The organism is Trinickia sp., from assembly GCF_035492435.1.
Lineage (GTDB): Bacteria > Pseudomonadota > Gammaproteobacteria > Burkholderiales > Burkholderiaceae > Trinickia.
In genome coordinates, this window is sequence record NZ_DATJJF010000177.1 from 1 (window position 1) to 13,597 (window position 13,597).

At 59.8% G+C, this 13,597-nt stretch carries 10 protein-coding genes and 1 pseudogene; 2 read left to right on the top strand and 9 right to left on the bottom strand.

Annotated elements, in window-relative coordinates; translation table 11 throughout:
• Positions 1–100: pseudogene (locus tag VL598_RS12910) on the bottom strand (thioredoxin); the annotation flags it as partial.
• A gap of 693 nt (positions 101–793) precedes the next feature.
• On the opposite strand from VL598_RS12910, the gene VL598_RS12915 reads away from it, so the two are divergent.
• Positions 794–2,170: a TIGR00366 family protein gene (locus tag VL598_RS12915; RefSeq protein ID WP_325327121.1), complete on the top strand. Its 1,377-nt coding sequence runs from the start codon at positions 794–796 to the stop codon at positions 2,168–2,170.
• Positions 2,171–2,260: 90 nt separating this feature from the next.
• Here the strand turns inward: VL598_RS12915 and VL598_RS12920 are convergent, their stop codons facing one another.
• From VL598_RS12920 to VL598_RS12935, 4 genes are all read right to left on the bottom strand, one after another.
• Positions 2,261–2,563: a hypothetical protein gene (locus tag VL598_RS12920; RefSeq protein ID WP_325327122.1), complete on the bottom strand. Its 303-nt coding sequence runs from the start codon at positions 2,561–2,563 to the stop codon at positions 2,261–2,263.
• Entirely contained in the window at positions 2,556–4,385 is a 1,830-nt protein-coding gene (locus VL598_RS12925; RefSeq protein WP_325327123.1) for a carbamoyltransferase, read from the bottom strand. Before VL598_RS12925 ends, VL598_RS12920 begins: the two co-directional genes overlap by 8 nt.
• 85 nt (positions 4,386–4,470) lie before the next feature.
• Positions 4,471–5,625 carry a hypothetical protein gene (locus VL598_RS12930; protein WP_325327124.1) on the bottom strand — a complete coding sequence of 385 codons (1,155 nt, stop codon included), beginning with the start codon at positions 5,623–5,625 and terminating at the stop codon, positions 4,471–4,473.
• A gap of 7 nt (positions 5,626–5,632) precedes the next feature.
• Positions 5,633–6,742: an SGNH/GDSL hydrolase family protein gene (locus VL598_RS12935; RefSeq protein WP_325327125.1), complete on the bottom strand. Its 1,110-nt coding sequence runs from the start codon at positions 6,740–6,742 to the stop codon at positions 5,633–5,635.
• A gap of 782 nt (positions 6,743–7,524) precedes the next feature.
• On the opposite strand from VL598_RS12935, the gene VL598_RS12940 reads away from it, so the two are divergent.
• Positions 7,525–7,746 carry a hypothetical protein gene (locus tag VL598_RS12940; protein ID WP_325327126.1) on the top strand — a complete coding sequence of 74 codons (222 nt, stop codon included), beginning with the start codon at positions 7,525–7,527 and terminating at the stop codon, positions 7,744–7,746.
• 41 nt (positions 7,747–7,787) lie between these two features.
• Here VL598_RS12940 and VL598_RS12945 read toward each other — a convergent pair whose 3' ends face one another.
• The 4 genes from VL598_RS12945 to cydD form a co-directional block, all read right to left on the bottom strand.
• Complete coding sequence (locus VL598_RS12945) at positions 7,788–8,420, bottom strand: response regulator transcription factor (RefSeq protein ID WP_325327127.1); 633 nt, start codon at positions 8,418–8,420, stop codon at positions 7,788–7,790.
• Entirely contained in the window at positions 8,395–9,591 is a 1,197-nt protein-coding gene (locus VL598_RS12950; protein WP_325327128.1) for a response regulator, read from the bottom strand. The genes VL598_RS12945 and VL598_RS12950 overlap by 26 nt, the downstream gene beginning before the upstream one ends.
• A 640-nt stretch (positions 9,592–10,231) precedes the next feature.
• Entirely contained in the window at positions 10,232–12,022 is a 1,791-nt protein-coding gene (cydC, locus tag VL598_RS12955; protein ID WP_325327129.1) for a thiol reductant ABC exporter subunit CydC, read from the bottom strand.
• Positions 12,023–12,027: 5 nt separating this feature from the next.
• A partial coding sequence (cydD, locus tag VL598_RS12960) for a thiol reductant ABC exporter subunit CydD (RefSeq protein WP_325327130.1) occupies positions 12,028–13,597 on the bottom strand: 1,570 nt, incomplete at its 5' end.

The following is a 13,597-nucleotide window of genomic DNA, read 5'->3' on the forward strand; positions in this document are numbered from 1 at the left end:
GACAGTAGCCGCACCAATCGGTGCCGAATTCGAGAATCGTCGCGCCGGCAAGGGCATCGACTTCAGCGCGCGTCGGCGCGCTCGGCGAGTAGGCTGTCATTGCTGTTCCAGTTTCAGTGGCGATGTGTAGACGTTGGTCGAGGTCAGCATGAAGTGACCCGACCCATTGCCGGCGCCGAGTCCGGGCGGCCGGTGCTTGAACCCGAAGCCACGCGCCATTGTGCCGCTTAGCGCCCCTCCATGCCCACAATCGCTGCTTAGGCCCGATCTATCTTTCAACCGCGCCCGAAAGCGCCAAGATCACATCCAATGCTCGAGCGCGCACGAACTCACTGGTGCGAGCGCGCGGCAGGGGTATGGGCGGCAATGGCCGCTAGATATGACGTAGGACTGTTGCGCAATGGTGTCCCATGTCGCACGCTCCCCACAACTCGCTTCGCTTGCCCCCCATGCCACGGCCTTTGCAAATCGACTGACGTAAATTGTCCGATCACCGAACCGAATTTGCCTCCCCCTAATTGACGCCGCGCCTGACAAACACCTAAATTGAGCGCCGGACAATGAATCGTCGTTCGACTAACGAACACGCATCGTTTCGGCCACGGGGCTCCCGCTCGACTTACGCATTTAGTCGAGCGGCTATCGTCGTTTGTGCGACGTGCGAGGCGGCCAAGCGCGGCTTTTCACCCGCCGCATCCAAAACGAAAACGCGGAAACTGCATATACCGCGACCCAATAAGCCATGCGCCGCTTGCTGCTGCGGGCGCACAAGCAATAACTGGAAAACGGAGACATGAAGCAAAACTCTCTCAAAGCGGATGCCGCGCCACGGCGTGGCGTCGTCGCCGGCCTCGTCTATGCCTTCGAACGACTGATGCCTGACCCGTTCGTCCTTTCGCTAGGACTGACGTTCGTCGTTATCCTGCTGGCCCTCGGGCTCGCGCCAAAGAACTCCATCGAAACGATCCTTGACTCCTGGTACGAAGGGACGTTCAAGATTCTCGGTTTCGCGCTGCAGATGATCCTCATTCTCGCCACCGGCTATGCCATTGCCGATGCGCCCGTCGTGCAGCGCGCGCTGCGCGCGCTGGCGTCGGCCGTGCGCACGCCAGGACGAGCGGCGTTGCTTGTCTTTCCCGTCGTTGGGCTCTGGGCGTGGCTCACTTGGGGCCTCGGTCTCGTAGTCGGTGCGTTGCTCGCGCGCGAAATCGCGCGCCGCGTCAAGATCGACTTCGCCTGGCTCGTCGCGGGTAGCTATTCGGCGTGGTCCGTCTGCAATAGCGGCCTGTCGAGCTCGATTGCGCTATCTCAAGCCTCGCACGGCAATGCACTTAATCTCGTCGAAAAGGCGACAGGCCAGGTCGTCAGCCTCAGCCAAACGATATTTGCGCCGTTCGTGTACGTGCCGACAGTGCTTGTCGTGGTCGTGATGGCGTTCATTTTTGTGCGCATGCATCCGAAGCCTGAAGACGTCGTCTCGTTCACGAGCGATGAGCCGCCGCCCGCGGCCGAAGCAGACGCGCATACGCGCCAGGCACCCGCCACCTCGTTCGCCGCGCGCGCTGAGCGCTCAGTGCTCGGCACCTTGCTGCTGCTCGCCCTGGGTTGCGGTTACCTCGGAACGACGTGGTACAAGAAAGGCTTCGAGCTCGACATCAACACGACGATCCTCATTTTCTTGCTCGTGGGGCTCGCGCTACAGCGCTCACCGATTGCCTATGCAGACGCGATCCGGCGTGCCGCGCGCCAGACGGGCTCCATGCTGCTGCAATATCCGATTTATGGCGGCATCATGGGCATCATGATCGGCACAGGGCTAGCTTCGACAATCGCGCAAACGTTCGTCACCATTGCGACGCCTGCCTCGCTGCCGCTTTGGAGCTATCTGAGCTCGCTCATCATTACGCTGCTCATTCCCAGCGCGGGCGGTCACTGGGCCGTGCAAGGGCCGTTCGTGCTGCCCGCCGCGCTCAGCTTGCATGCATCGCTGCCGCATACCGCAATGGCCGTCGCCATGGCCGAAAATGTTTCGAACATGCTGCAGCCGTTTTGGGCCGTGCCGGTGGTCGCCATTGCAGGCATCAAGATTCAGCGCGTAATGGGCTACACGGCAGTGACCTTTGTCGTTTCGCTCATCATTTACGCCGCCGCGCTTTGGTTGATTCCCTGAGCGTCGATATACATCGATCGAATCCTCACGACGCGTGCGACGCAAATACGTGCGCACACGTCGAGGATTCATCGCGGGCGTTTTTGCTCGTCAGTACATCGGATAGATGAAGCCCGATACCGACTCGCTCTGCGCCTTCGGTGCGCGCAACGCCCTTGCCATCTTGCGAAGTTGGGGCTCGAGCGCAACTAGTTTGTCGAGCCCCTCGTTACGCCAGATATCGACGAGCGAAGCGATCATGTCCTGCTCGCGCACAATCGCTTCAGGCGCAATCACATCCACAAAGTAAGATGCGACCGACGCATCCGGGGCCGTCGGAATGAATGCGCTCACTTGCGGCTTCGCCCGCGCGAGCTGCGACAGGAAGAATTTTTTCAATTCGGCGTCAGTCAAGTTCGTACTCCTTTTTCCAAGATTCATCGGCCTCTACCACTGGCTGCTCGTCGCGGTACAAGATGTAATCGCCCAAGACGAGTGCGTCGATCTCCGTTCTCATGAAACAACGGTAAGCATCCTCCGGCGTACAGACGATCGGCTCTCCACGAACGTTGAATGAGGTGTTGACGAGTAAAGGGCAGCCCGTCAGCGATTCAAACGCTTTCAACACCGCATGTACCCTCGGATTCACCTCCTCTTCGACGGTTTGGATGCGAGCGCTGTAGTCGACGTGCGTAATCGCGGGCACCGTGCTGCGCACCGCGTTGACGATCTGAAGCATGTCTTCCTGATCCGCTGCTGCCTCTGGCTCGCGGCGATGAACCTCGCGCACGGGTGCAACGATCAGCATATAAGGGCTGTCTGCATCGAGTTCGAAGTACGCTGAAGCGCGATTGCCGAGCACGATCGGCGCGAATGGCCTGAACGACTCTCGAAACTTGATTTTGAGGTTCATTCGGGATTGCGTCGAAGGACTGCGCGCGTCGCCCAGAATCGAACGTGCACCCAGTGCTCTCGGCCCAAATTCCATCCGGCCGGAAAACATCGCCACAATCTTTTCGTCTGAGAGCAGTTGGGCAATCTCATTGGCCCCTGCCGCTTCGTCCTCAAGACGGTGATAGACCGCGTTCGATCTGCGCAGAAACGAGAGCACCTCGTCCTCGCTGTACTGCGGGCCGAGAAGACTGCCCCTCTGAGCATCGGCATTGGCCGAGCGATTCGGCCGCGCGCCGCCGAGCATTTGATAGTCGGCAAGATACGCCGCCCCGATCGCCCCCCCCGCATCGCCCGCCGCCGGCTGTATCCAGAGATGGTCAAAGATTTGCTCGCGCAATATCTTTCCGTTCGCCACACAGTTCAGCGCCACGCCACCTGCAAGGCATAGATTCGACGCCCCCGTCAACGCGCGCAAATGACGGGACAGCTTCAGCATCACCTCCTCGGTCACCGCCTGGATCGAGGCGGCCAAATCCATCTCTCTGCGGGTGATACGCGACTCGGGCTGGCGCGGGGGGCCGTCGAACAGTTGGCAAAATTTCGCGTTGATCAACGCGCCGCCCTGGTGGTAATCAAAACAATCGAGATGGAGGCGAAATGAGCCGTCGGGCCTGACGTCGATCAAGTGAGACTTGATCCGATCGGCATAAATGGGCCGACCGTAAGGCGCGAGGCCCATCAGCTTATATTCGCCGCTGTTGACCTTGAATCCGCAAAAGTAGGTAAATGCGCTGTACAGAAGCCCGAGCGAATGGGGGTAACGGATCTCTTGCAACATCTCGATGTCACGTCCGTGCCCCAATGCGAGACTTGTCGTAGCCCACTCGCCGACACCGTCGACGCACAGAATCGCCGCTTCCTCGAAAGGCGACGGGTAAAAGGCGGATGCAGCGTGGGAATAGTGATGCCGGCAAAAGTAGATCGGTACGTCACAGTTCAGCATTTCGCTGATCTGCTCTCTGAAATACGGTTTGACCGCGAAAAACGACTTCACCGCCTGCACAAACATGGCGGCGGATTCGGGCGCGCACGCGATTGCCGATCGAATGATGCGATCGGCCGTGAGCGCAGGGTCATCGTAGAAGGCGATTGCCGAAAGGTCGCCGCCATCGATGCCGGCCTCTTCGAGGCAGTAGTTGATCGCCCCGCGTGGAAACCTGGGGTCGTGCTTCTTTCTGCTGAACCGTTCCTCTTGCGCGGCTGCAACGATCTCGCCGTCCTTCAAGATTGCCGCTGCCGAATCGTGGTAGAACGCTGAAACGCCAAGCACGTATCGTGTCATCTTTTTTCCCCTACCTAGGCGCCCATAAGCACGCCGATCCTCACCCATGCCGTCATTGCTTCCAATGCAACGTACGGCCCACGAGTCAACTTTCGACCATTTCGTGCACGCAAGCCCCCTCGATCACCACGGGTGTGCCATCCACCAAAACATGTCGTGGTTTTTGGCTCGCTACGAGATTGAGCAAATCCAGACTGTTGCTTTTTTCGCTTACTTCGCAGGGGCGATCGAAAATGCAAAGGTCGGCTTTCATATTCGCCGCGATCATCCCGAGATCTTCGATCCCCAGTGCCATGGCGGCCGATCGTGTCAGCGCATCGGCAACGAGATTGCCTGCGTCGACCTCGCACGACTTCTTGATTAGCGCCATCGAAAACGAGAGCAATGAGGCAAACCGATCCGCGTCCCCGAAAATGTTTGCGTAACTCGAAAATCCGATTTCGCCACCGCAGACCGACAACGGCGCATAAGCCCGCCCCATCAACCATTCGCTCACCGCGCCTGGAGCGCAGATCAAGTTCGCTCTCGAATCGTCGAGCAAATGGGTATCGGAGCGTGAAATCTGCGAAAGATTGAAGATCGTCGTATTCGCCAATAACGACAAGTAAGCGAGCAACCCCAGCTCGGTACAGAAGCGCGTTTCCCTATATGCCTGCGCGTCGGCTTCGTTCGCACAAAGCTTGATGCAAAGGCGCCTGCGCAGCCGATCGGCTGCTTTCGCTGCAGCAAGCAGCGTCGCCGCCGACCACGTCTTGCCCGGAACAATCGCGGGAAAGAGTTCGCAGCGGCCCGAGTTCACGGTACGCGCAGCACGCTCAAAACCTTCGCATGCAGCCTGTCCGGTATCGGACATTCCACCGCATGGGTCTTGCTCTCCCCACTCTACGTAGCAAAAACGACGTATGCCTTCCGTGCTGCCAACGCGCTCCAAGTCGACATGCGTTGCGCAAAACGTACCCGCGGTAGTGATGCCGCTCAGGACGAGATTTCGACAAAGCGCGCCCCAGCCTGCGTCGATCGGGCCTACATCGGGATCGATGAAACCAGGCAGACAGATGCTCCTCTCGCCGCGTAGCCTGATTTTGCGCTTTGAAGTTGCCGGGGGAAGGATTGCCCCAATGCGCGATCCGTCGATTTCGATGTCGGCCATAACGAAACTATGTACAGCGGCATCGAAGTAAAGCGTATCGACAATTGCCCATTCGGCGTTTCCTGCACCGGCCATCTCGAGAGCATTCATAGCGGACTCACGCCTGAGGCTGAATGGGATAGTTCATCCCCGACAGGCCTTCCCCGCCTCCCGGTTGCGTGTCGCTCGAGGCGACAGACTGCATACGGCGACTTCTCGCCGCATCGTTGCTCATCAGCGGAGCAACGATCTTTGCCATGGCCTCCCCAACCACCTTGTGACCCAGCGGAGTGAAATGGCAGTCCCCCCGAAAGCGAAATGAACGCCTCACCTCACGCGGATACGGCAACATATCGTCCACGACGTGATAAACGAGCGCGCCGCTTGCGCGGGCAAGTTCATCGAAGCGCGCTCGAACGTTCTTGTAGGCTGCGGTTTCCTCGACATACTGATAAACGGGAATCACTGCGATCACAAGCGGCACCCGGATTTCGGCAACCCACTTGGTGAGAATCGCCCGCATCAATCGCCAGCCGTAGTCGTCCGCCGAGTTGTACTCCGGCAGCGGCTGAAATCGTGTGACGCGCTGGAACCAATCCTTGAAATTCGGGCCCAGGCTGTTGATCATGCGCCGCGCACTGCGCATCACGGCTTCTTTGGCGGAGCGCGCATTGAGATCTTGCGGCATCTCGTAGGGAGGGCGAACGGGCACGCCGTTCAAGGTCAATTCGCCGTTGGACGACAATTCGAACCAAGGCTTGGGGACGCAGATCGATCCGCCCGAGCGGCCGGACCACTCGCGATAGACAACGGTATTGCGTCGAATGTTCTCGACCAGAACGCCAATGACAACAGCATCGTACTCAAGCATATCGGCATATTGACGATAGACCAGATACTGTTGATCGGTCCCACTGCCGCTCAAGCCGAAGTTCAATATTTCCGTATCTTCCAGGCACTGCTCAAGGATGTCCGAATATCGTTTTCCGTTGCTTACGCCATCGCCAGCCGTGTAGGAATCGCCGAATAAAAGCAGGCGTTGTCCGCGGTTTCTCTTCAGGGTGAAAGCGTGATCACTACGGAAGCCGTCGCGATTCGTTTTGACGAGATATCCTCCACCTTCGTGAGGGATTCTGACCCTGAGGCTGGGTGCGAACCGATACCCCAACCGTTCGTCGTATTCCATCAGTTGCCTGTGCAATGCAGGCGTCTCCAGCCGCGTTTTCATGCTTAGTAACCTCTGACCTGGCCAGTGTCATCACGGTACTCACCTAAGACGTTCCCCACCGGTCATCGCGCAGCATCTATCCGCCTTCACTACGGAGCTCTCATGTAGGCAGATACAGGGCTAGAACAAGCGTCCACTGGGCGAAATGCATTCCGAGATCAACCGTTGCAGTGCGGAAACGACCAAAGAAGAGGCACCGTCTCTACGCGTTGAAGTGCTTGCAGCAAGGCGACGTAAACATGCTGCGCCGCATCGATGCACGATCGCATCGAGATGCTTTTTGCATGAACCAACTCAATTGAAATAGGACGGGAACGGAGGGAAAAACAAAGCGCTGGGCAAAACCGATTGTCGACCTCTTGGTTCATCGGCTGCGATATCACTCATCGTCTGAGCGCGTAGTGGACATTTCGCCTTGTTGACCTATCGTCCAATATCAGTGACAGTGCACTGCCTACCCTTCTCCATACCCTTGGACCTATTTCAGTAAAAGCTTCAAGAGCTTGCTCATCCCGGCGTCGTCCCCTCCTGGGAGAACTCACGCGGATTGGCGCGCAAATGGGGGCGCGCAAAACTCGACGCAGGATCGCGATACACCGGCAGGAAATCCCTACATGAGAGGCAACGCATCCCTACTCTACAATCCGCGTCTTCCTATCGAAGAATCCGGGGGGGTGCGCGTAGGATAAAACCTCGAGCGACGGGCCGACACCGCAAAGCCGTCGCCGCTGGTCGCCGCAAACGCGCCACACGATCAGCCCTTGACAAACGGGAGAGCCGACATGAACACATCCTCAGTCGATCACGCTGTATGGGGCATCAAACCCGAAGAGACCGCACTGCGCCAGTGGCTCACCGCCTGGTATCACTTCGCGTTGAGCGATGGGCACATCGAGCCGGATTACGAGCTCGACAATGCGACCGCCGAGCGGCTGGAGGGCTACTTTCGTGTCGGACTGACTCCCGGCGAAGGCGCGACGGCCACCTTCGGCAAGGTTCATTAGAAGCGGCCACGTGTTGCCGGTCAGCGTAAATCTGCGCGCGACTACTCGGCGACAAGCCCGTGACGGATCGAATATCGGATCAGTTCGGCATTATTACTGAGTCCTAACTTTTGCATCAGCCGCCGCTTATGCGTACTGATCGTCTTGGCGCTCAGCGCAAAAGCATCGGCGATATCGTTGATGCTCCGACCCGCCGCCAGCAGCCGCAGCACCTCGAATTCGCGATCGGAGAGAATCTCATGGGGTGGCATATCGCCCGAATGACGCTCGAATACGATGGCATCGACGAGCTTGGGATCGATGAACCGGCCGCCCGCTGCCAGCTTATGAACGGCCGCGAGCAGAATTTCCGGATCGCTGTCCTTCGTCACGTAACCTGCGGCGCCGGCACGCAACGCGCGGGAGACGACCTGCGCCTCGTTGTGAATGCTGAGAATCAAAATCGGCATGCCCGGGAATTCGGCGTGCACACGGCGAATCAAGTCGACACCGGAAATGCCCGGCATCGTCATGTCGAGTGTCAGCAGGTCAACCTCGTTGGTGCGCAACTTCGCGAGCACATCGGCTCCGCTCACCGCTTCGTCCACGACGACGGTGTCCGGCGCCGTCGCCACGATCTGCTTCAATCCGCTGCGAACAACGGCATGATCATCGGCGATCAAAATTCGGATCATCTTTCTTTCCGCAATGGGCGCTGTTGAGGGGTACGCTGATCGAAATGACGGTGCCCGTCCCCGGCGCGCTGTCGATCTGTAACGACGCGCCGATCAGCCGGGCGCGCTCGCTCATGCTGAGCAAGCCATATGAATCGCGCTTGCCGGCGCCGGCAGGATCGAAGCCGCAACCATTGTCGCTCACATGCAGATCGAATCCAGCATCGCTTTTCGTCATGCTGACGTGCACACGCGTCGCATAGGCGTGGCGCGCAACATTGGTGAGCGATTCTTGCACGACGCGAAAGACCGCAGTGGCGTGCGCGTCCGACAACACAGGCTCAGAAGCATTCATCAAAACCTTGCAAGCAATACCTGTTCGCTTGCCGAAATCTTCCGCCAACCATTCGAGTGCGGAAACGAGACCAAAGTTGAGCGCGGCGGGCCGCAGGTGATTCGTCACGTTGCGCACCATCAAAATGGTCCTCTCAACGAGTTCGCGCATCTCGGTCACTTTCTTAAGAAGATCTGACGAACTCGTCAGCCGCATCATCAGCAGCGACACGTTCATTTTGAGGGCGGTCAGCAATTGGCCGAGCTCGTCGTGGATCTCGAGCGCGATACGCCTTCTTTCCTCTTCACGCGCCGCCTCCAAATGTCCGCCCAGTTGCCTCAACTGCTCGCGCGACTCGAGTAGCTGCTGCTCGATGCGCTTGCGCTCGGTCACCTCGTTCTCGAGCCTCCGGTTCTTTTCGATGAGCGTCCAGTGCAGTGCACGGATGGCCAGATGGACTTTGATGCGCGCCATCACTTCATCGATGCGCACGGGCTTCGTCACGTAATCCACGCCACCAAACTCAAAGCCCTCGCTGATACGCTCGATGTCATCGGCCACGGTCATGAAGATGACGGGAATATCGCGCGTGCGTGCGTCCGCCTTCAGTTGGCGGCAAATCTCGAACCCGTCCATTCCCGGCATATTGACGTTCAGGAGAATGAGTTCCGGCTGAGCACGGCGCGCGCGCTGGACGGCCTCGGTGCCATCCAAGGCGAGGAAAACACGAAGCCCGCGCGCGACGAGACTCTCGACCACCCCGCTCAAATTGGCGGGCGCGTCATCGACGATGAGCACGGATGCCGGCGCAGTTTGCACGACCTCCGCCGTTTCGGCGATCGCTGTCACAGCTTGCACCCCGCATCGAGGTGGCGTTCGGCTTGCGCGAAGCAGACGCTACGACTACCTGCTATAGCCGGCAGGATTTTGTCGGCCGGCGCGGCGCCGGCACAATAATCGCGACGCCGCTGCGCCGCGATCGGCAGCGAGGTCGCAACAATCGCAAAAAGCTGCAGCACTATGCTGCACAAGCGGTCCAGCGGACGGCATACCGCGGTGAGCGCGTTGACGTTCATCATTCCTATGAAAGCGCAGGGTTGTTCCCGTATTTTGCACTCGTTCACCGTCGCCGCAGTCCCGCTTGTAGTCAGGAAAATCCAGGAAATGTCTGCGTAATGGCGGATTATTGCGTCAACTTATTCCTACTCCGCCGAAATCTCACTGGGCGTGGCACCAAAGAGCGTGCTGTGTCGGCACTCGCTGCGCAGATACTTAGGAGTCCCGATGATTATTGTGCGCCAGCCGGTCCGCTCGCCAAAGTGGGCGCTCCGCCACTATTACGTGACCTCGTATGGCTTGCGCCCCCATAAAGGGGCCGCCTGTGCCCGATCGACCGCTGTAGCAGATCGACTGGACTGACTCTTGCCCGCCGCCGCGCGGCCTTGCCGCTCAGTCCAATGGATTGGTAATCAAGCGTCGGGCCTCGACGAGTGAACGATCAAGTCGTGCTTGTTTGCTGCGGTTCGCCGGAGGCGCCACCGCCGGCCGTGGGCAGCGCGGGCGTCCGTGCGCGTTGAACAATGCGGCCGCCTTGCATCACGAGTACCTCATCGACGAGATCGGTCAACGCGGACAGCCGGTGCGTGACAATCAGTACACTGCGGCCTTCCATGAGCCGCATCACCGCTTGCAGCAAGGCCTGCTCGGTGACCGTATCGAGGCCTTCAGTCGGCTCGTCGAGAATGAGGACTGGCGCATCGAGCAAAAGCGCGCGAGCAATGGCCAGCCGCCGCGCCTGGCCACCCGAAAGCCCTACGCCTGCCTCGCCTAGCTCGGTGTCGTAGCCTTGCGGCAGGCTCGCGATGAAATCGTGCAGCTGAGCATTTCTGCAAGCCGACTCGAGCATCGCCTGATCCGCATCGGGACGTGCGAGCAACAGGTTCTCGCGAATCGTCGCATTGAAAAGATAGGTGTCTTGGGCCACTACTGCGATGCGTGCTCGCACGTCCTCGCCCGCCAAGTCACGTAACTCGACGCCGCCAAGTTGAATGCTGCCCGCTTGATAGTCCCAAAACCGCAGCAACACACTAACGATGCTGCTCTTACCCGCCCCGCTCTCCCCCACAAGGGCGATACGCCCCCCGGCCGGCAAATCGAGCGAAACATGGTCGAGCGCCAACGGCCCCTCATCACGATAGCGCATGCATACGTCACGCAACGAGACATCGCCATGAGACGGCAAACGGACGCTTCGGTGCGGATCTGCCACGGCCGGCTGCGCGTCCACGAGCGCAAAGATACGCCGTGCGGCGGCGAGGCTCTCACCGAGCATCTGCATGGCAAGCGGCAACGGCAGCACCGCTTCGAAACTCGCCAGCGCAAGCAGTGCGAGCATCGCGAGGTCCGCACGCGGCAACGTGCCATCACTGATCCGAGGAATTGTCACCCAGAGTGTGCACCACATGGCCAGCGATGCCGACACCATGAGCGCGCCTTGCGAAAAGCCGTTGAGCCGACTCACTGTCGATTGCACCGCCACAAGGCGATCCGAGAGTTGATCGACGCGATTTGCGTAGGACTCCTGAGCACCATAGACGCGCAACTCGCCAAGCCCGTGCAGGCTATCGACGATTGTCTCGCGCATTTGCGCGCGCAACGCAACGCCGGCGCGCGAGGGCGCGTCGGCACGCCGAAGCAGGAACGCAGGCAACGCTACGCCGGCAAGCAGCAGAAAAACCAACAAGACGAGCGCGGCCGACGCGCTGAATACGGCTGCCGCCGCGAGAATGACAAGCGAGCCCACCGCTGCGACGGCAACCGGCACGAACACCCGCAGATACACGTGATTGAGGCTATCGATATCGGCTTGAATGCGACCGAGCAGATCCGCCCCACGCAAGGCCGACAACCGCGCCGGCGCAAGCGGTTCGATGCCTGTATAGAACCAGACGCGCAGTTGCGCGAGCAGGCGCAGCGTGGCCTCGTGCGTCACAAGCCGCTCGACATAACGGCCCGCCGTACGCAAGATGGCGCACGCTCGAATCGCCGCGGACGGCGTGAAGTAATCGAATACCGTCTGCGCGATGCCGGCCAACGCCATCGACGCGATGAACCAGCCCGCGATGGCCATCAAGGCGACGTTCGCAAGCAAGGTCACAAGCGAAACACCTGCGCCCAGCGCCATCCAGCGCCAATAAGGGCGGAACAGCATGAAGAGGCGAATGAGATCGGCGCGCGCTTGGCTCGCCGTCGTCTGGGGCGAATCGGGAAAACCGCGTGACGAGTCCATATGATTCACGTGGAAGGAAACGAGAAATCGGATGCATCGGCGCTGTGAGCGCCAATCAAACGCCCATACAGTTCGCTACGCGCGCAGAGCGTTTCATGTGAGCCTGCATCGGCAACGCGTCCCTGATCGAGCACGACGATGCTATCCGCAAGCCGCGCCGTTGCCGGCCGATGGGCGACGAGCAGCACGGTGCGGCCGTGCGCGAGACGACGCAGCGTGCGATGAATCTCCTCCTGGTTCTGGGCATCCAGGTGCGCGGTGGGTTCATCGAGAAGCACGACGGGTGCGTCCTTGAGAAAAGCGCGCGCGAGCGCGAGTCGCTGAATCTGACCGCCGGAGAGGCCGGCGCCGCGCTCGCCTAACGGTGTGTCGTAGCCGTGCTCGAGCGCCATCACAAATGCATCGGCTCCTGCGAGCCGAGCCGCCTCGCGCACCATCGACATCGTCGCATCGGGCCGTGCGATCAACAGATTATCCAGGACCGTGCCGACGAAGACGTGCGCACGCTGCGGAACCCACGCGACACTCGCGAGCCAACTCTTTTCGTCGATCGCAGCGAGCCGTTGATCGTTGACCCACACTTCGCCTGCATCGTGGCGCACGAAACCGAGCAACAAACTCAGCGCAGTACTCTTGCCGGCACCGCTTGAGCCAACCAGTGCCGTGATGCGCCCCGGCTCGGCCGCAAAGCTCAGTGCTTCGAGGGCCGGCCGGCCTTCACCGTAGGCAAACGAAACACCCTCGAATCGAATGCCATAGCCGGACGCCTTCGCAAGTGGCTCGCCGCCGCGAGCGTGCGCTTGCTCCGAGATGGAGAGAATATCGACGATGCGCTCGGCCGCGCCAATGGCTTCCATACGCGCGTGGTAATGCGTGCCGAGCGTGCGCAGCGGCAAATAGAATTCCGGCGCAAGCAGCAACACGAAAAATGCCGGCTGAAAATGCATCTTGCCGTACAACAGATTGAAGCCGATCAGCACGGCAACCACGGCAATGCTGATCGTGGAAAGGAACTCGAGCGCCACCGACGACAGAAAGGCGATGCGCAGCACCTGCATTGTGCTTTGCCGGTAGGCGTCCGAGACGCGCGCGACGATCTCGGCTTCACGGCGGCTCGCATTGAAGAGCTTGAGCGTCGTAAGGCCGGAGAGCGTATCGAGAAACCGCGCGCTGAGCCGAGCAAGCCGGCGCCATTGCCGCTGATTGGCCTCAACGGCGTCCTTGCCGAGCAGGATCATGAAGACGGGAATGAGCGGTGCAGTCAGCACCAGTACGAGACCCGAAACCCAATCGACAGGAAAAACAACGATGAGAATCGCAAACGGCAACAGCGCGGTCAATGCGCGGTTCGGCAACCAACGCGCGTAGTAGCCTTCGAGCGCTTCGATACCCGCAACCAGATGACTCGATAATGCGCCACTCGATTCGCGCTGCAGCCACGCGGGGCCGAGCGATTGCATTTTTCGCAATAACTGCGCGCGCAATTGCGTACGCACCGCCGCAGCGCCCACAAACGCGAAATGTTCAGCCGCCTGCATTGCGATAAAGCGCAGGGCAAAGATCGGCAGCATCGCA